This is a genomic window from Streptomyces sp. JL2001, from assembly GCF_050917515.1.
Taxonomy (GTDB): domain Bacteria; phylum Actinomycetota; class Actinomycetes; order Streptomycetales; family Streptomycetaceae; genus Streptomyces.
Map to the genome: position 1 here is coordinate 1,943,009 of NZ_CP169421.1, position 18,186 is coordinate 1,961,194.

The 18,186-nt window shown below is 71.3% G+C and carries 16 protein-coding genes, 2 pseudogenes and 1 riboswitch; of the genes and pseudogenes, 7 read left to right on the plus strand and 11 right to left on the minus strand.

Annotated features, from left to right (window positions below; translation table 11 throughout):
- Position 1: 1 nt before the first annotated feature.
- The 3 genes from aspA to ACE1OA_RS08455 all read left to right on the plus strand — a co-directional run bounded on the left by aspA (position 2) and on the right by ACE1OA_RS08455 (position 5,783).
- Entirely contained in the window at positions 2-1,411 is a 1,410-nt protein-coding gene (gene aspA / locus ACE1OA_RS08445) for an aspartate ammonia-lyase (protein WP_384867609.1), read from the plus strand.
- A gap of 84 nt (positions 1,412-1,495) precedes the next feature.
- A riboswitch (cobalamin riboswitch) is annotated at positions 1,496-1,695 on the plus strand.
- Between the two features lie 201 nt (positions 1,696-1,896).
- Complete coding sequence (metE, locus tag ACE1OA_RS08450) at positions 1,897-4,218, plus strand: 5-methyltetrahydropteroyltriglutamate--homocysteine S-methyltransferase (protein ID WP_432752577.1); 2,322 nt, start codon at positions 1,897-1,899, stop codon at positions 4,216-4,218.
- A gap of 278 nt (positions 4,219-4,496) precedes the next feature.
- Positions 4,497-5,783 carry a YhgE/Pip domain-containing protein gene (locus ACE1OA_RS08455; protein WP_432752578.1) on the plus strand — a complete coding sequence of 429 codons (1,287 nt, stop codon included), beginning with the start codon at positions 4,497-4,499 and terminating at the stop codon, positions 5,781-5,783.
- A gap of 22 nt (positions 5,784-5,805) precedes the next feature.
- Here ACE1OA_RS08455 and ACE1OA_RS08460 read toward each other — a convergent pair whose 3' ends face one another.
- The 4 genes from ACE1OA_RS08460 to ACE1OA_RS08475 form a co-directional block, all read right to left on the minus strand.
- The gene (locus ACE1OA_RS08460; protein WP_432752579.1) at positions 5,806-6,741 is read right to left on the minus strand and encodes a hypothetical protein; all 936 of its coding nucleotides are present in this window, start codon (positions 6,739-6,741) and stop codon (positions 5,806-5,808) included.
- A 3-nt stretch (positions 6,742-6,744) separates the two neighbouring features.
- On the minus strand, positions 6,745-7,332 hold the full coding sequence (locus tag ACE1OA_RS08465) for an RNA polymerase sigma factor (protein ID WP_432752580.1): 588 nt from the start codon (positions 7,330-7,332) through the stop codon (positions 6,745-6,747).
- 79 nt (positions 7,333-7,411) lie between these two features.
- Entirely contained in the window at positions 7,412-7,891 is a 480-nt protein-coding gene (locus tag ACE1OA_RS08470) for a hypothetical protein (protein ID WP_432752581.1), read from the minus strand.
- A 186-nt stretch (positions 7,892-8,077) separates the two neighbouring features.
- Positions 8,078-9,262 (minus strand): N-acetylmuramoyl-L-alanine amidase, encoded by a 1,185-nt coding sequence (locus ACE1OA_RS08475; protein ID WP_432752582.1) that lies wholly within the window; start codon positions 9,260-9,262, stop codon positions 8,078-8,080.
- Between the two features lie 605 nt (positions 9,263-9,867).
- On the opposite strand from ACE1OA_RS08475, the gene ACE1OA_RS08480 reads away from it, so the two are divergent.
- A complete protein-coding gene (locus ACE1OA_RS08480; protein ID WP_356607602.1) occupies positions 9,868-10,335 on the plus strand; it encodes a DUF1877 family protein in 468 nt (155 codons plus the stop codon).
- A gap of 275 nt (positions 10,336-10,610) precedes the next feature.
- On the opposite strand, the gene ACE1OA_RS08485 is transcribed toward ACE1OA_RS08480, so the two are convergent.
- From ACE1OA_RS08485 to ACE1OA_RS08500, 4 genes are all read right to left on the minus strand, one after another.
- On the minus strand, positions 10,611-11,036 hold the full coding sequence (locus ACE1OA_RS08485; RefSeq protein WP_384867623.1) for a DUF6223 family protein: 426 nt from the start codon (positions 11,034-11,036) through the stop codon (positions 10,611-10,613).
- A 158-nt stretch (positions 11,037-11,194) separates the two neighbouring features.
- Positions 11,195-11,602 carry a hypothetical protein gene (locus ACE1OA_RS08490; RefSeq protein ID WP_386541260.1) on the minus strand — a complete coding sequence of 136 codons (408 nt, stop codon included), beginning with the start codon at positions 11,600-11,602 and terminating at the stop codon, positions 11,195-11,197.
- A 57-nt stretch (positions 11,603-11,659) separates the two neighbouring features.
- Positions 11,660-12,553, minus strand: a complete 894-nt coding sequence (locus tag ACE1OA_RS08495; protein ID WP_432752583.1) for an RNA polymerase sigma-70 factor — start codon at positions 12,551-12,553, stop codon at positions 11,660-11,662.
- Positions 12,554-12,590: 37 nt separating this feature from the next.
- Positions 12,591-13,838, minus strand: coding sequence for an NAD(P)/FAD-dependent oxidoreductase (locus tag ACE1OA_RS08500; RefSeq protein WP_432752584.1), 1,248 nt, complete (start codon positions 13,836-13,838; stop codon positions 12,591-12,593).
- 673 nt (positions 13,839-14,511) lie between these two features.
- On the opposite strand from ACE1OA_RS08500, the gene ACE1OA_RS08505 reads away from it, so the two are divergent.
- Entirely contained in the window at positions 14,512-14,724 is a 213-nt protein-coding gene (locus tag ACE1OA_RS08505; RefSeq protein ID WP_432752585.1) for a hypothetical protein, read from the plus strand.
- A 222-nt stretch (positions 14,725-14,946) separates the two neighbouring features.
- Positions 14,947-15,072, plus strand: a pseudogene (locus tag ACE1OA_RS08510) (IS5/IS1182 family transposase); the annotation flags it as partial.
- A 457-nt stretch (positions 15,073-15,529) separates the two neighbouring features.
- Here ACE1OA_RS08510 and ACE1OA_RS08515 read toward each other — a convergent pair.
- Positions 15,530-16,072, minus strand: a complete 543-nt coding sequence (locus ACE1OA_RS08515) for a hypothetical protein (RefSeq protein WP_386541255.1) — start codon at positions 16,070-16,072, stop codon at positions 15,530-15,532.
- A gap of 376 nt (positions 16,073-16,448) precedes the next feature.
- Positions 16,449-17,459 (minus strand): AraC family transcriptional regulator, encoded by a 1,011-nt coding sequence (locus ACE1OA_RS08520; protein WP_384867633.1) that lies wholly within the window; start codon positions 17,457-17,459, stop codon positions 16,449-16,451.
- A gap of 332 nt (positions 17,460-17,791) precedes the next feature.
- On the opposite strand from ACE1OA_RS08520, the pseudogene ACE1OA_RS08525 reads away from it, so the two are divergent.
- Positions 17,792-17,860, plus strand: a pseudogene (locus ACE1OA_RS08525) (hypothetical protein); the annotation flags it as partial.
- 43 nt (positions 17,861-17,903) lie between these two features.
- Here ACE1OA_RS08525 and ACE1OA_RS08530 read toward each other — a convergent pair.
- Positions 17,904-18,116 carry a hypothetical protein gene (locus tag ACE1OA_RS08530; RefSeq protein ID WP_386541303.1) on the minus strand — a complete coding sequence of 71 codons (213 nt, stop codon included), beginning with the start codon at positions 18,114-18,116 and terminating at the stop codon, positions 17,904-17,906.
- Between the last annotated feature and the right edge of the window lie 70 nt (positions 18,117-18,186).

Genomic DNA, 18,186 nt, shown 5'->3' on the forward strand with positions numbered 1-18,186 from the left:
CATGCAGAACCCCTCCCGCCGCGAGCACGACCTCCTCGGTGAGCGTGCGGTGCCCGCCGACGTCTACTGGGGCATCCACTCGCTGCGCGCCCAGGAGAACTTCACCGTCACGGGCCTGCCCATCTCGGTGTACCCGCGGCTCGTCGAGGCGCTCGCCGCCGTCAAGGAGGCCGCGGCCCTCGCCAACGAGGAACTGGGGCTGCTGTCCCCGGAGAAGGCCCGCGCCATCGTCGCCGCCTGCCGGGAGATCCGCGCCGGGCGGCTCCACGAGCAGTTCGTCGTGGACGTCGTCCAGGGCGGCGCCGGCACGTCCACGAACATGAACGCCAACGAGGTCGTCGCCAACCGCGCGCTCGAACTCCTCGGCCACGCCAAGGGCGAGTACCAGCACCTGCACCCCAACGAGGACGTCAACCTCAGCCAGTCCACCAACGACGTGTACCCGACCGCCGTCCGGATCGCGGCGATCACGTCGGTGCACGGGCTCCTCCAGGCCACGGCAGTGCTCCAGGACGCGTTCGCGGCCAAGGCGTTCGAGTTCCGCGACGTCCTGAAGATGGGGCGCACCCAGCTCCAGGACGCCGTCCCCATGACGCTGGGCCAGGAGTTCTCCACGTACGCCGTGATGCTGGACGAGGACCGCAACCGGCTGGCCGAGGCCGTCGAGCTGATCCACGAGATCAACCTCGGCGCCACCGCCATCGGGACGGGGCTCAACGCCCCGGCCGGCTACGCCGAGACGGCCCGGCGGCACCTGTCCGAGATCACCGGCCTGCCGCTGGTGACCTCGCCCAACCTGATCGAGGCCACCCAGGACTGCGGGGCGTTCGTCCAGCTCTCCGGTGTCCTCAAGCGCCTGGCGGTGAAGCTCTCGAAGACCTGCAACGACCTGCGGCTGCTCTCCTCCGGGCCGCGCGCCGGCCTGAACGAGATCAACCTGCCCGCCGTGCAGGCCGGTTCGAGCATCATGCCGGGCAAGGTCAACCCGGTGATCCCCGAGGTCGTCAACCAGGTCGCCTTCGAGGTGATCGGCAACGACATCACGATCACCATGGCCGCGGAAGGCGGCCAGCTCCAGCTGAACGCCTTCGAACCGGTCATCCAGCACGCCCTGTCGAAGAGCATCACCTCGCTGCGCGCCGCCTGCCTCACCCTCGCGGAGCGCTGTGTCTCGGGCATCACCGCCAACACCGAACAGCTGCAGGCGACCGTGCGGAACTCCATCGGTCTGGCCACCGCCCTCAACCCGCACATCGGCTACACCGCGGCCACCGCCATCGCCCAGGAGGCGCTGCGGACCGGGCGGGGAGTCGCCGAACTCACGCTGGAGAAGGGGCTGCTGCCCGCCGAACGCATCGCCGAGCTGCTCAGCCCGGAGCGGCTGACCGGCGCGACGCCGCACCGCGTGTAAGAAGGCATGTCGCCGGCGGCGATTCCCGGCCAACTCGCCTCCGGGGCGGCGGACCCGCCCGCGGGCCGACTAGGGTGGCGGCCGCAATGGGTTCGCGCCCGTCCGCCGGACGGGACGCGTCGTAAGAGGGAACCCGGTGGGAATCCGGGACTGCCCCGCAGCGGTGAGTGGGAACGACCGCCGTCATACGCACTGGACCTGTACGGGTCCGGGAAGCGACGGCCACTAGGTGTCCGCCTCGGAGAGAGGTGGGTGTGCCCGCGAGTCCGAAGACCTGCCCGCTGCCCGCGCGCGACCGTTCGCGCGCGGACATCCCGGTGACCTCGAGGGCGGGTCGGCGTACAGAGCGGGCGAGCCGCCCCGAACCGACGTGCATGCATCCGGCATGACACGGCGGGCGGCCACGGTCCGCTCGTCCACGCACCCCTTCGCGCCCTCGTCCCGTCGCCGGGACGCATGGAGACACGCTCGCGAAGGAGAGTTCCGTGACGACAAGGGCGACACGAAGGGCCGCGGCGACGGCCACCCTGTACGGGTACCCCCGCCAGGGCCGGGGCCGCGAACTGAAGAAGGCCGTCGAGGGCTACTGGCAGGGCCGGGTCGACGCCGAGTCCCTTCACCGGACCGGCCGGGACCTGCGGCGAGCCACCTGGATGCAGCTCGCCGACACCGGCATCACCGAGGTGCCGACCGGCGACTTCTCGTACTACGACCACGTGCTCGACACCAGCGTCATGGTCGGCGCCGTGCCCGAGCGCCACCGGGCCGCCGTCGCGGCCGACCCGCTCGACGGCTACTTCGCGATGGCGCGCGGCACGCAGGACGTGGCGCCGTTGGAGATGACGAAGTGGTTCGACACCAACTACCACTATCTGGTCCCGGAACTCGGACCCGACACCGTCTTCACCGCCGACTCCGCACGGCAGGTCGCGGAGCTGCGCGAGGCGCGGGCGCTCGGCCTCACCGCCCGGCCCGTCCTGCTCGGCCCCGTCACCTACCTCCTGCTGGCCAAGCCGGCTCCCGGCGTCCCCGACGACTTCCGGCCGCTCACGCTGCTCGACCGGCTGCTGCCGGTGTACGCGCAGGTCATGGCCGACCTGCGGGCTTCGGGCGCCGAGTGGGTGCAGCTCGACGAGCCCGCCCTCGTCCAGGACCGCACCCCGGCCGAACTGAACGCGGTCGCCCGCGCCTACCGCGAGCTCGGCGGGCTCACCGACCGGCCCCGGCTGCTCGTCGCCTCCTACTTCGACCGGCTCGGCGCCGCGCTGCCCGTCCTGGCGAAGTCCCCCGTCGACGGCCTGGCCCTGGACTTCACCGGCCCCGCCGCCGCCAACCTCGACGACCTCGCCGCGGTCGGCGGGCTGCCGGGCAGGCGACTGGTCGCCGGAGTCGTCGACGGGCGCAACATCTGGATCAACGACTACGAGAAGTCCCTCGCCCTCCTCGGCACCCTGCTGGGGCTCGCCGGGCGGGTCGACGTCGCCGCGTCCTGCTCGCTGCTCCACGTGCCGCTCGACGCCACGGCCGAACGGGGCATCGACCCCCAGGTGGCGCGCTGGCTCGCGTTCGCCCGGCAGAAGGCCGGCGAGATCTTCACCCTCGCCCGCGGTCTGTCCCGGGGCACCGGGGCGATCGCGGCCGAACTCGCCGCCAACCGCGCCGCCCTCGCCTCCCGTTCGACGTCCGCGCTGACCCGCGATCCGGCGGTCCGGGCCAGGGCGGCAGCGGTCAGGGACGCCGACCTCAGGCGCCCCCAGCCGTACGCGCTGCGCGCGGCCGCCCAGCGGACCGGGCTCGGTCTGCCGCCGCTGCCCACGACCTCGATCGGCTCCTTCCCGCAGACCTCCGAACTGCGCGCGGCCCGCGCCGACCTGCGGGCGGGCCGGCTCGACGCGGCCGGATACGAGGCGCGGATCGAGGCCGAGATCCGCGAGGTCGTCGCCTTCCAGGAGCGGACGGGCCTGGACGTGCTCGTCCACGGCGAACCCGAACGCAACGACATGGTGCAGTACTTCGCGGAGCAGCTGACCGGGTACCTCGCCACCCGGCACGGCTGGGTCCAGTCGTACGGCACCCGGTACGTCCGGCCGCCGATCCTGGCCGGGGACGTCTCGCGCCAGGACCCGATGACGGTCCGCTGGACCGCGTACGCGCAGTCCCTGACGCGGCGCCCGGTCAAGGGGATGCTCACCGGGCCGGTCACCATGCTGGCCTGGTCCTTCGTCCGCGACGACCTGCCGCTCGCCGACACCGCCCGGCAGGTCGCCCTGGCGCTGCGCGACGAGGTGGCCGACCTGGAGGCGGCCGGCACCGCCGTCATCCAGGTCGACGAGCCGGCCCTGCGCGAGACGCTTCCGCTGCGGGCGGAGCGGCACGCCGCCTATCTCGACTGGGCGACGGAGGCGTTCCGTCTCACCACGAGCGGCGTCCGGCCGGAGACCCAGGTCCACACCCACATGTGCTACGCCGAATTCGGGGACATCCTGGCGGCGATCGACGATCTCGACGCCGACGTCATCAGCCTGGAGGCCGCCCGCTCCCACATGGCCGTGGCGGGTGAGCTCGCCTCTGCCGCGTACCCGCGCGAGGCGGGCCCGGGCGTCTGGGACATCCACTCCCCGCGCGTGCCGTCCCCGCAGGAGGCGACCGGGCTGCTGCGCGAAGCGCTGAAGGCGATCCCGGCCGAACGCCTCTGGGTCAACCCCGACTGCGGCCTGAAGACGAGGTCCTGGCCGGAGACCCGCGCGTCCCTGGAGAACCTCGTCGCGGCGGCGCGCGAGCTGCGTGCGGAGCTGCCGGGCACCTGACGCCCGGGCGCCCGCCGGATCCCGGGCCGGAGGACCCAAGGTCCTCGTACGAGCCCTCCGGCCCGGGACCCGTACGCCCCGCTTCGGTGCCGTACGACGCCCGGGAGGGTCGTACGGCCCCTCCCGGGTGTCGTACACGGTTCCCGGCCTCCGGGGGTGGCTTCACCTCTCCGGGCGAGCGGCCTGCCCCGGCCGGGGGGCACCGCGGTGAGGCGGCGCGGTTCCCGGCGGAGCGCCGCGCATCATGGGCCGACCTGTTCCAGAGCCGACGGAGAAGCATGACCTCCCCGAGCACCTCTCCGGACGACGGCCCCCTGGTCCGAGCCGGCACCCTGCTGCGTCGTCCGCGGTTGTGGCTGATGCCCACGATCCTCACGGGACTGCTCGCCCTGCTGCTGTCCCTCCTCTACATGGGCGGCGTCGTCAACCCCCAGGGCGACCTGCGGAACCTGCCCATCGGCCTCGTCAACGCCGACCGGGGCGCCCCTCTGCCCGGGCAGCAGCAGAACGTCGGGACGCAGATCAGCCGGGCGATCACCGGCGACCGGAAGAGCGTCGCGGCCGAGTGGCAGACCCTCACCCTCGCCGAGGCGCAGGACCGGCTCGACTCCGGGAAGATCTTCGGTGCGCTCGTCATCCCCGCCGACTTCACCGCGTCGGTCGCCGCGCTCACCACGGCGAACGCGACCACCCGGCCGACGATGACGGTGCTCACCAATCCCGGCAAGGGCAGTCTCGGCTCCTCTCTCGCGAGCCAGATCTCCACGACGGCCGCCCACCAGGCGTCCCGTGCGATCGGCGAGCGTCTCACGGCGGCCTCGACCGGCGCCGCGACGACCTCCACCACCCGGCTGCTGCTCGTCGACCCGGTGGACGTGGTGACCAGGGTCGGCCATCCCCTGGGCGGCCACAGCGGCCTCGGACTGAGCGCGTTCTACTACACACTGCTCCTCGTCCTCGCCGGCTTCCTCGGCGCCAACGTCATCAACAACGCCGTGGACACCTCCCTCGGCTACGCCGACAACGAGATCGGCCCCTGGCACGCCCGCCTGCCCACCGTGCCGATCAGCCGCACGCAGACGCTGCTGCTGAAGATGGCCATGACCGCCGGCATCACGGTGCTCAGCGTCTCCCTGGTGATGCTCGCCTGTGTCGTGATCCTCGGCATGGACGCGACCCATCTGCCGTTGCTGTGGATCTACTCCTACTGCGCCTCGCTGGCGGTCGGCCTCGGGGTGCAGGCCATCAACGCCGCGTTCGGCGGGGTGGGCCAGCTGGTCTCGATGTTCGTGTTCATCGTCCTCGGCCTGCCGTCGTCAGGCGCCACCGTGCCGCTCGAGGCCGTCCCCGCGTTCTACCGCTTCCTGTCGTACTTCGAACCGATGCGCCAACTCAGTGACGGGGTGCGGGCGATCCTGTACTTCGACGCCCGCGGCGACGCCGGGCTCGGCCGCGCCTGGATCATGATCGCGCTCGGCACCGTCCTGGCCCTGCTGTTCGGCTTCGCGATGACGTCCTACTACGACCGCAAGGGGCTGAAGCGGCTGACACCGCAGCCGGCCTGAACCCCCGGCCGCCCGGCGCGCGTCAGGAGGCTCCGCCGGACGAATGCTTCGCGCCGCCGTTCCCCGAGCCGCCCCTGTTGCCGTTCTCGCCCCCGGCGCCCTTCGACGCCTTCCCCGACGCCTTCTTCGGCTTCCCGGCGCTGTTCGCCGGGGCCGGCGGGTCCGCCGCGTCCACGGCAGGGTGCGGACGCGGCTCCCGGTGGCAGTAGGCCGCGACCCGCTCCTCGCCCCCGGCCGCTGTCGCGAGCCGTCGCCAGGCCGTCGATTCCAGCGTCTCGTCCTGGCCCTTGGCCTGGGTGCTGCCGGCGCCGTCGGCCTTGTCGTCGCCCTGCCCCCGCTGCCCGTTCTTCTCCCGGCCCAGTCCCACCGCGTGGCACAGCGCCTCACGGTTCTCGGCGGGAGGCGGGACCGGGTGCCGGTCCGGTCGGAAGGGGGTGGCCAGGTCCGAGGGTCCCGGCCGGCCGGTCTCCGTGCCCGCGGGGCCGGACGCCCGCTCGTGCGTGGCGGAGTCGGCGGGGCGCGGTGCGGCGGGCGGGTCCAGGAAGCCCGCGGACAGGCCTCCGGTGGCGAGGGCCACACCGCCCAGCGTGAGGCTCGCGAGGAGCCCGGCCACGACGGCCCTGAGGGCGCTTCCCGGGCACCGTGGCGCGGCGGCCGGCGACCAGTCGTCACGACGGCGCGTCGGCACGGAGGTGTGGAGGCCGGCGTCACGGGCTGCCCGGAAGGCGGCACGGGCTCCCTCCTCGGCCGCCCGGCGTGCGAGGGCGCCGCTCGCACGGCCCTCGGTGTCGGCGCGTGCGGGGACTTCACGCTCGGCGGCCTCGCGCGCGGGCCGGAACCGCGTGTCGGCACCGTTCACCGCATCCTTCGCAGGGGCGCCGTCCGCGGTGTCCGGGCTCCCGCTCAACAGTTCCCGGAGAGCCTCCTCCAGCGCCCTGTCCCACGGCTCGTCAGGCATCCGTCACCTCCCCTTCCCCTTTCCCTTCAGTTGACGGGCAAGTCGCTTCAATCCCCGATGTGCCGCGGACCGTACCGCACCGGGACGCTTGCCCAGTACCCGGGCGGAGGTGGCTCCGTCGAGACCGACGACGACGCGCAGCAGCACGGCCTCGGCCTGGTCCGGCGGCAGGCCCGCGATCAGCGCCAACGCGCGTTCCGTGGACAGGGCGTCCAGGGCCTCGACCGCGACGTCGCCGGGGGCGGGAAGCTCCCAGACGTCCTGTTCGAGTGCGGTGGCGCGGGGCCGGGAGCGGGCGCGCCGGAGATGGTCGAGGGCGCGGTGGCGGGCGATGGTCGCGGTCCAGCCGCGGAAGCCCGCGGCGTCGCCCCGGAAGCGGCCGAGGTCACGGGCGATCTCCAGCCACGCTTCGGAGGCCACGTCCTCGGCGTCCTCGCCGACCATGCCCCTCAGGTATCCGAGCAGTCCGGGGTGCACGATCCGGTAGGCCTCCGCGAACGCCTCCTCGTCGCCCCGCTGGGCGCGTTCGACGGCCGAGCCGAGGTCCGGGCCGTGTGCCGCCGGGGGCACGTTCCCCGTTCCCTCGCCCACACGACCCTCTTCACCACACGTACGCGTCCGCGGCTCCGGCCCCACGGTGACACCGGATGACTTTCATCCTGTCAGACCGTCAGCGACCGCCCGTCGCCACCCTGTCGGGGGTGGCGCGGGCCGCGGTGCGGCGCGCCCGCGGTGACCGGCGGCCGTGCACCGTGAGGAAGTAGGTCTGGAGCGACTCCTTGGGGCCGATCTCGAAGCGGTTCACGGTCCGGCCGAGGGGGTTCCACACACGGCCGTCCGGCAACCGGACCCCGACGGGATGCCGGAACAGCTTCCGGAGCAGGTGCTTGGGCGGCAGGTCCACCCAGACCGCCCCGGCCTCCCGCACCAGCACCTCACCGACGTAGGCACCGAGGCCGAGCAACGGCCCCTCGACGTCGGCCCGTCGGCTGGCGCCCTGGCGCAGGCCGTCGATCAGCCGGTCGACCAGGCGCAGGCTCGCCACGGTGTAGTCCAGCGGCAGCCGTGCCCGGCCGGCGACGCGGTCGACGAACTCGGCCGCGTGCCGTCTCATGTCGGCCGCGCACAGCGCGCCTTGCTCGCGGTCCATACGTGAACACCCTCCCCGTCCGCGTGGCGGTCTCGCCACGTGGTCAAGCGGATCCGGGCCGGGAGACATCACGGGGGCGGCGCGTGACCCCGGTCACAGGCGACCTCGAGAGGTGCGGCGGCCACAGGCGACCTCAAGAGGTGCGGCGGCCCCGCTGAGACGGGGCCGGCGGTGGGCGGGCGAGGTTCAGCCCGCCTGCGCGACCGCGGCGAGGCCGCGGATCGTGGAGAGGTCGGCGTACAGGTTCCTGCCGGGGCACTCGGTCGGGTAGGCGTCGCGGTGGCCCGAGATCCGGTTCAGGACGGCCTTCTGCCCCTTCCCGTACAGGCCGTTGTCGGCGGCAGCGGTGAGTTCGGCGGTTCCGGACGCGTCGTGGCCGTACAGGCCGAGCTTCCAGGCGGCGACACCCGCGATCGCGTCGAGCAGCACCGGCGAGGAGACGGCGTCGTTGTGGTCGCCGAGGACGGCGACGCCCGTGGTGTCCGTGTTGAAGCCGTAGGTCTGGGCCCCCACGACGGGCTGGTCGGTGCCGCCCGCCCGGCCCTCGAAGACGGTGCCGCACTTGTCGACGAGGAACGGGTAGCCGATGTCGTTCCAGCCCAGACCCTGCACGTGGTACAGGAAGATCGCGCGGATGAGGTCGGGCGATTCGGCGCAGGCGTAGTCGTTGGTGCCCGCCGTGTGGTGGACGAACACCGCCTTCGTCTCGGCCGAGTACCTCGGCGGGTCGACGACCAGCGACTCGTCCGCGCCCCAGCCGGCACGCGGGGTGACGGCGGGCCGCGGGGCGGCGGTGACCGAGGACTCGGTCGCCGGGGCGGGTGCCGCCTCGTCCGCCGGGCGTCGCGGGCCGGGCGGGACTTTCGCCACACGCACGAGGTCCAGGCGGAGTCCGCCGGGCAGCTGCGCGCCGGGCCGCGCGGTCACCCGCACCTGGACGCCGTCGGACGGTCCGGTCCACAGCGGCTGGGTGCCGGCGCGCAGTGCGGACCCGCCCGCGGCCCCCACCTCGGGCGTCCGGACGTCCGACTCGAGCGCGCGCCATGCCGACCAGACTCCGGTCACCCGGTCCCGGGTGCGGACCTCGGCCGTACCGTCGAGCCGGGCACGCGCATCGGCCCAGGTCAGCCCGACCATGCTGAACGGCCCGGTGGAACGCGCGGACAGCTGCCGCAGCGCGGGGCCGGTACCGGTCAGGGGGATGCCGCGCACATCCTTCCCGGTCGCCGCGGCGGCGGGCGCCGCCCGGGTGGGAGCCGCGGGCTCGGGCGCGGGGGCGGCGCGCACGGAGGTGCTGAGGCCGGCGGAGGCGAGGACGAACGCGGAGGCCGCGGAGACGCGCGCGGCACGACGGAGGAGGTGCGGGATCACTGTGTTCCTTCGGAGTCGGTGGGGGTGCGGGTCTCGGACGCCTCGCCCACGCGCGTCCCGCGTCCGGAGAAACCGGTCGGGTCGGAGCAGGGGACGTGCGGGCCGTCGGCTGCCATGGCGGCCGGGGTTCCGCGAAACCCTGCTCCCCTCACGGAGTTCGGCCCCTGCCGGAACCGCCGGTGTTCCGTCGGGCGCATGGCGGCCCCTTCGCTCGACGGAATGCGCCTGGCTCTGTACACCCTGCGGATCCCTGGATGCCAGGACACGGAACGACCGGACGAAGACCCCCTTTCGGTTGACCGAAACAGCGTCACATGCCCCAATTCTGCCTGGGGTTGACTGAGGTGGATCGTTGGACTAGAAAGCGTTTCCGCCCCACCGGGGCGGTGCTGTCCAGGCACGCCGTCTGCGGTCTCGGTCGAGGTCCGCTTCGTGACCGGTTCCGGAAACGACCCCTCGCCCGGCGTCGCGACGGCACGTCACCCTTCGCCGCGCGTCCCTGGCCGGCCGTGGTGCGCGATGGTCACACCGATGCACCGAACCGAATGACCGAACGAATTCATTGACCGGCGAGGCGGGAGTCCGTTGTGGGAACGTCACTGAGAATGCTTCGCATCGCCCCCGACGAGGCGATGAAGGGCGTCGAGCACCTGGAGAGCCGGTTCTCGAAGCCCCTGGAGAACGACACGTTCCTGGCGGAGCTGGAGTCCGGGATCCTCTGCAGCCTGGGCGAGGACTGGCAGATGGTCAATGTGCTCCTCACCGGCGAGGACTTCCCCGCGACCGGGGACGAGTGCCTGCCCGTCCTCGGTGGCGAGCACGTGGCGACCCTCGGGAGCCCGTTCGACGTCCTCCTGGTCCTGCGCCCCGACCTGGTGCGGAGCGCCTCCGCATACCTCCAGGGCGTGGACACCGGCGCCCTCCTGGAACGGAACAAGGGCAGACTGCGCGTCGTGGGGGGCGCCCCGGACCGGCTGACGGACCAACTGGTGGGGTGCGTCCAGGCGATGAGGCGGTTCTACCTCGACGCGTCCGCGGCGGGCCACGCGGTGGCCAAGCGCATGTACGGCTGATCTCCGGAGGCCCGCACGGCCGGGCGGTACGGGTGCCACCGAAGGGCGGCTCACCCGTGAGGAACCGGAGGGTCTCCGCTCCCGCGGCGAGCGGGCCGAGAGCGGCCGCGGCCCGTCGGCGCGTGGTTCACCGAGGGGTGACCACGATCTCGCGCCCGGTTCAGACACCGGACCAGTTCATCGTGGCGGCCCTTGGCCAGGTTGATTCAGTGACGGTCCATGCGGAACCGTGGCTGGTCGAGACCGGACCTGGCCCCTGTCGGCGGCGGAGGGGATCAGCGGAACTGGTGGGAACGGATGCGGGCCAGCCAGCCGAGGGTGACGGCGATCAGGCCCAGCAGCACGGCGACGTAGGCTCCGCCAAGTCCGTTGCCGGTGCCGAGACCGCCCTTGGCTGTGGCAGCGACCGTCCCGCCGACGGCCGCGGCGATCAGGCCCGTCACGAGGGCGGTCACCGCTCCGTTCCGTCTGGCCCAGGCGGCGACGCGACCCTTGCCGGTGGTGCGTGTCAGGGCCATGCCTCCGCACACCGAGCCGATCAGGCCGGTCAGCGCCGAGAGGGAGGCTCCGATCCGGCCGATGCTCAGGGTGAAGACGTCGGCGGCGACCGGCGTGGCCGACGCGGCGGCGGCGGGTCCGGCCAGCGCGAGAGCGGCGATCAGGACTGCGGCGGCAGCGGAGAGCGAGGAGCGAGTGGACATGGCGTGATGCGTCCCTTCTGGGATGGTCTGCATGGACCGGTCGCCGCGCGGACGACGCCGGCGGTGGCGATGCGATGCCGGGTTGGGGTGGCTGGCCGGGTGGCGTGCAGGCTGTGCCTTACATGCGAGTTCGCCGCGGGCCCCGTCTCGTCGGGCGGTTACGAGCCGGTGGCGGGGCGTAGTGGCGAGCGGGGGGAGAGCGCGCGGACGAGGGCGAGGGTACTGAGGGCGAACATGAGCACGCCCAGGGGGACGTGCAGCGATGCCACGTGGGCGATGCCGAGTGCGACCTGGGCAGAGGCGAGGAGGAGGAAGCCGGTGGAGTACAGGACGGGGCGGGGGGATCCGCCGCCCGGGCGCCAGGCCAGGATCGTGGCGAGCACGTAGAGCATGGCGGCGCCGTACATCACTTTCGATCCGTAGTCGTGCAGTGTGTAGGCGCGGGACGAGGTCAGCAGCAGGCCGGCGGTGGACGCCTGGAAGAACAGGGCCAGGGTCTGCAGCGCTGCCGTGGTCTTGAGGAAGGTTTCGCCGCGAGGCGTGGTGGCGGTCGCCTGTCCGGGCATGGTGGGTGCTTCCTTTCGTCGTGTGCTGCGGTCGGTGAGGCGCCGGGGGTTCGGTCCCTAGCGGGTGAGGGGGATCTCGGAGTCGAGGTGGGTGAGCTTTTCGGGGTTGCGGACGAAGTAGAGGCCGGTGATGCGGGTGTTGTCGACGTGGATGGCCATGACCCCGTCGAGTGCGCCGTCCACGTAGGCGGCGAGCGCGGGGCTGCCGTTGACGACGGTGGGTTCCCAGTTGACGGTGGCCTGGAGCTTGGCGGTGCCGCCGAGGTAGAAGCGGACGATCTTCTCGGCGCCGATGACCGGGTGAAGGGCCGCCTTCTTGAGGCCGCCGCCGTCGCTGAGCAGCACGACGTCGGGGGCGAGGACGTCGAGAAGGTCCTGTGGGTTGCCGGTCTCGATGGCGCGCCGGAACGACTCCAGGGCTGCCTGGGCCTCGCTGGGCGATGCCGTGGTGCGCGGGCGGCGGGCTCCGACGTGCTTGCGGGCGCGGTGCGCGATCTGGCGGACCGCTGCGGGGCTCTTGTCGACGGCCTCACCGATCTCGTCGTAGCCGACCTCGAAGACCTCGCGCAGCACGAACACCGCCCGCTCGGTCGGAGTGAGGCTTTCCAGGACGAGCATCATCGCCATCGACATGCTCTCGGCGAGTTCGACGTCCTCGGTCACGTCCGACGTGGTGATCAGCGGCTCGGGCAGCCACTGGCCGACGTAAGCCTCGCGGCGTCGCTTCATGGTGCGCAGCCGGTTGAGCGCCTGCCGCGTCGTGATCCGCACCAGGTACGCCCGCCGGTCGCTCACCCGCCCGAGGTCCACGGCGGCCCAGCGCAGCCAGGTTTCCTGTAGTACGTCCTCGGCGTCGGCCGCCGTGCCGAGCATCTCGTAGGCGACGGTGAACAGCAGGTTCCGGTGCGCGATGAACGCCTCCGTCGCCAGGTCGGTGGTGTCGTCGGTCATGTCAAGGCCCCACTTCTGGCATGTACGACGGAACGGCTCAGCCACGGGCGGCCTCTCCGCTTCCTGCCGGACCGTTTGTCGTCACGTCGTTCGATTCCGGTGTGCCGGTCAGGCGCTGCCTTCGGGTGGGGAGGCCGAAGGTGGGGTGGGAAGTGGTCCACAGCGACATGCTGAGGATGCCGGCCTTGATCCGCGCGGCCTTCCGGCCGCCCAGATACTTCGGCTTCGCCTGGGCGTCGTGGTCGACCATCTGCAGGATGCCGTCGCGCCGCCCGAGGCTGATGTGGTTGCCCACGTACTCCATCCCGGTCTGCTTGGCCTTGCCGCCGGTCAGGCGGGCCGCGATCGCTGCCGTCGCCTGTCGGCCGGTGTAGCCGGCCGAGGCGCAGGACATGGGAAGGGGAAGGCCGTTGTCACCGAGGGCGTGGGCGCTGTCGCCGACGGCGTACACGTTCGGGTGCGAGACGGAGCGCATGGTGCGGTCGACGACGATCCGGCCGTCGTCGGTGACCTCGAGGCCGGCGGCGGCGGCGATCGGGGCGACCGCGAACCCAGCCGTCCACACGGTCGCGTCGGACGGCAGGGCGGTGCCGTCCGCGCAGAGGACCCGTCCCGCTTCGACGCTTTCCCCGCCGGCGTGCTCCAGGACGGTGATGCCGAGCCGGTCGCAGGCCCGACGCACGTGGTCGCGGGCACCGGCGGACAGTGGAGTGGCCAATGCACCGCGGGCGATCAGCGTCACCGACAAGCCTGGCCGCGACTCGGCGATTTCGGTGGCGGTCTCGATCCCGGTCAGGCCGTCGCCGACGACCACGACCTTCCCGCCCTCGCCGCGCGCATCCAGAGCGTCCAGGCGGTCACGCAGCCGCAGCGCGGAGGGCCGGGCGGCTACGTCGAAGGCGTGCTCTGCGACACCGGGGACACCGTGGTCGGCGCCGTGGCTGCCCAGCGCGTAGACGAGCGTGTCGTAGCCGACCTCACCGTCACCGTCGGTGCCGGCCAGGGCGACGATTCGGCGTTCAAGTTCGATGTCGGTGGCCCGGGCCAGGAGCAGGCGGATCCCGGTTCCCGCGAAGACTTCGGCGAGCCGCGGGGCCTCGATCTCCTGGCCGGCAGCGAGCTGGTGCAGTCGCAGCCGCTGCACGAAGTCCGGCTCGGCGTTCACCACGGTGATCTCGGCATCCGATGGTGCCAGTCGCCGCGCCAGGGTCCCGGCGACGTAGGCCCCGGCGTAACCGGCGCCGAGGACGACGACGCGGTGCTTCGTGCCGTTCTTGTCGGGCATGGCTTCCTCCTCTGTCTCAAGGCGATCGGTCACAAGACACCGGGCCACCGCCGTCTGTGACGTGAAGTGACTCGGATCACCTTCTGCAGTGACCTGATGAGGGGTGAAAGACCAGGGCGAGCGCCTTTGCTCGGCGGACCGGACCCGCCGGCTCAGGGGCATCAATCGTTCTGGCGTTCAGGGCCGTCTTGGACGGAGAGGTCCACCGCCATGCCTTGGCGAACGCGCTGAGCTGGGCGGGACCGTCCTCGCTCGCGCATGGTCTCTACGCTCGCGGCATGAAGATCGACTGGAGCGCGGAATACCTTCGCCTGTTGGATGGCCGTCGTCGGGGGTTCTTCGACCCGGAAGTCATGCGGCGCGCCGGTTTTCCGGTGGAGCGGAGGCTTAGCGAGGCGGACCTGCGGGAGGCGGAGGGGGAGCTCGGATCACGTTTCCGTCCGAGTACCGCGAGCACCTCCTGCGGCAGGGAAACCCCGAAAGGGGTTTCAAGCGGCTGTGGCGCGGCCCGCGGGGCTGGGGCTGGTACGGCGACACCCACACCAACTACGACCTGCTGACTGAGCCGTTCCCGCACCCTGATTCCTACCGCGCCGCCGACGATGACCTCGACGAGCGCGAGCCGCCCCGCGAGGACGCCGAGGCCTGGGAGGAGTGGGACAACGAGTGCGGGGTGCTGGAGGAAGGGAAGACGACCGGCGCGGTGTACATCCAGGAGGGCGGCTGCGGCTTCTCCACCCTCCTCGTCGTCACGGGCCCTCACCGCGGCGAAATGTGGTTCGACGGCCGCGCCACCTGCGACCAGATCCTCCCCCTCAGACGGGCCGGTCGACCCGTGTTCTTCACGGAGTGGGTCGAGCTGGGAATGAGCCTGACCCCGTGGTGAGCCGAGAGGCATACTGAGTCTGTCTACGGCGACGCCCCCGGCTGCGGCCGACGAAACAACGCCGCAGCCGTGCCTTCCCTGACGGCGAGGGCGGATCGGAGGGGCCAGCAGCGCCAGGTCGACGACGCCATTCGCGTCGCAATCCTGCCGCCTGAGCCGGACGACCGGCGCCAACCGCCGTGTCTCCACTGCGCCACGCCGGATGAGTGCTCCTGTATCCACGTTGAGCACCTCTTCGCCCGCATGAAGACCTGGAAAATCCTCCGCGACTGCCGCCTCGAAGGCGACGGCCTCCACCACGCCATGCTCGGCATCGCACGGATGCACCACCTCGCCCTCACCGAGTAGGCAAGCGGGGCGCATGACCACCGAGAACGCCCGAGGCGACTTGGAGATCATTTACGGGACAGCCTTAGGGGCCCGTCAACGCCAGGACCGGGTCTCTATGCCGCCGCTCGAGACGCGTTCAGGGGTGGGCAGCTGACGAAGGAGAATCCGCTTGTCTGCCAGTACGCCGCATCACGGAAGACCAGCAGGCCGGACACGCGGATGACGGTCGCCCGGTAGCTGCCGCCGTTGAAACTGGTGCACCTGGCATACCAGCCGTTTCGTGCTTATGCGAGGCTCCTGGCAGCACGGTGGATTTTGGTCGTGCCACCGTCCACCAGGAGCTTCGTCGTTGCGTAGGAGCGTCCAACTCGTGCCCACTATCGCCAGGTCAGAAAAGGCTCACTGGAAATCTTCCGCCGGAACGGAATGAATGGATGAATGTACGCCCGGGCGGATCGCGGCGGCGGAAACGCCGTTAGGACCATCCCTCGGAACCGTATTCACACACGACTTTCGTCGTGCCCGACATCTTGCAGACTTCGAGCCACACACGCGTCTGCTCCGGGAGGTCACCGGTCTGCCAGCCCGTGCAATAGTTTGCAGTGTGACCTGCAGTGCTGGCGGTACGAATGACCCTACCGGTGTCTCGATTGGTCAGCCACGCCTTTATGGAATACCCATCGCTGGCCAGGTCGCAAGCTTTCAGCGCGTCACCGGGCGTGCTTCCGATCGGATCGGCATTGAACCATCCATACCCCGCAGTGGCGCAGTAGTCGAACGGGCACTGCAGAACGTGGACGGTGATATTCATACTTGCTTGCGCCGGAGCCGTGGCGAACATCGTTATCCCCACGGCCGCTGCTGTCGCCGTGAATGCACTCCTGGCAAAACGCGGCATCCGCATCACATTTCCCCTCTCTGTTGATCCGCTTGGACCGAGTGTCGCCTGAAAGCGGTCCTTTTTCCGCTTTTGCTCACGCCGGTATCTCACTGGGTGGATTGCCGCGAGCGCGTTCAAGTTACAGCGTGTGGAAGACAGATAGTTGGCATGGAGTCCGCAGCAACTATGCAATGCGTCTCAACGTGTGTGGTGCGGGGTTCTGCCCGGGGAAGGCCTTCTGCACGCTTCGAAGCGCTTGAGCCCTTTCCGACCTCACGTTGAGACGCAGTGAAGGACGACGACCGCCTTCACCACGACCGGGATCCGGTTCGTGCTGCGGTGAAGCTCCGGAGGGGGCCAGCCCTTGAGGGTGGCCATGGCGCGTTCGCCGAGGCAGCGGATCTTGGCGCGGGTGGTGTCGTGACGACAATTCCGTCGCGTCCCCCATTCCAGCGCCCTCTGAACGCACCAATGGTCACGGCGAGTCGTCCTCGGGCGGCGCTGGCGCAGCGTCTCAGAGTCGGGGCGCGCCGGCGAGCGACCGATTGCGGTGCTCGCGCGGCGACATCCCGTACGCGGCGCGGAAGGCACGGGTGAAGTCGGAGGCTCGGGGGAATCCCCAGCGGGCCGCGATCGCGTGGATCGGGGTGGCGAGCAACGCGGGGTCCGCGAGATCGCGGCGGGCCTGTTCCAGGCGGCGGGCACGGATCCAGGCGGCGAGCGTCTCGCCGCCGGACTGCTGGGTGAACACGCGGTGGAGGTGGCTGAGCGAGACGTGGTGCGCGGCGGCGATGGTGGAGGGGGTCAGCTCGGGGTCGTGCAGGCGCTGGTGGACGAAAGCCCGGACGCCCTCGACCAGGACCTGCTGCCGGGTCTCGGGCGCCAGCGCGGCCTCGGCCTCCAGCGTGTGGGCCAGCCAGGCCGACACCAGGTCGAGCACGGTCGCCCCGAGGCGGGGCGCGTCGGACGGACGCAGGACGTCGGCCTGCCCGCCCAGGCCGAGGAGGAAGTCCGCGAGCAGCGCGCCCATGCCCTCTCGTGCCGAGAGGCCGATGCCGCCCAGGTCCCGCAGCTGCCACGGCGGTATGGGAAGCAGCGCTCTCGGAAAGTCGACGGCGACGCCCGAGACGGGGCGGCACTCCCCGGTGTGCGGGCAGCGCAGCTCCTGCGGCCGGAGCTCGAACGGCTGCGAGCTGTCGACGAGATGGATGTCGAGGGGGCCGAGCAGGGTCGTCCGGTCGGCACCGTGGGTCAGCGTCATCGCCCCGTCGAGCAAGAGCGTCACGTGGTAGCACTCCAGATCGTCGTTGCGCGCTGTACGCGCCGACCGCCAGAAGCGCGCCGGTGCGAACGACGTATTCATCACGGTCACCGCACCCAGCTCCATGTGCCGCAACTCCGCCCGGAAGTCTGCCGCGTGAACGCTGACGACATCGGCGGCACGGGATTGGACGAGCATGTCCCGCCAACAGTCGAACCTTCCCTCCACGGGCACGTCCTCGGTCCGGAACACAGTTCCGATCATCGCAGTGATCCTCCGCTCGCCCGTCGGGTTTGGTCTCGTCCCGCAGAAGGTGCAAGGGGCCGGGGACGCGATAGCCGCCGAGATCCTCCCATGTCACTCGGGTGTCCTGACGAGCTCGTGCACGGTTGGCGGTACGACGCCGGATCGTGATCGCTGATCATGTTCGTTTGGTGGGGAACGGACCTCGTGCAGCGATCAACAGCGATCGGCGGATCACGGGACTGTCGGTCGAGGTGATCCCCGAACTCGTCTCCCGGGTAGGTCCGTTATGGCACGCGCGACACCAGGCGAGACTGGAGTCCAGGCCGCGGAAGCGGGTCGTCGACGCTGGCGTGAAGCACCGGCTGGTCTTCATCGACCGGCTCCTGGCCACCCTCGTCCACCTTCCCCACGGTGCTACTCACGACGTGCCGGCCTGCTGGTTCAGCGTCGACCGCTCCACGGTCACCCGGGCGATCGGAGGTCACCCTCCACGGCGAAGCCGCCGAAGACAGACGTCTCGACGAGATCGAAGCAGCCCGCCAGAAGCGCATCCACTGGGAAGCCGCCATGGAGGAAGCGCGCGCCCAGTACGCCGAGGCGTATCGCGTCGAGGCACTTCGAGGCGCAGGAAGCGGCATGGCGCCACGCCTTCCGATTCGCGGAGTACGTCAGCACCTCAACGTGCCTACGTGCAAATCCATTCGGCGGCCGTCAATCACACATGACGACCCATCAGAAACCGGGC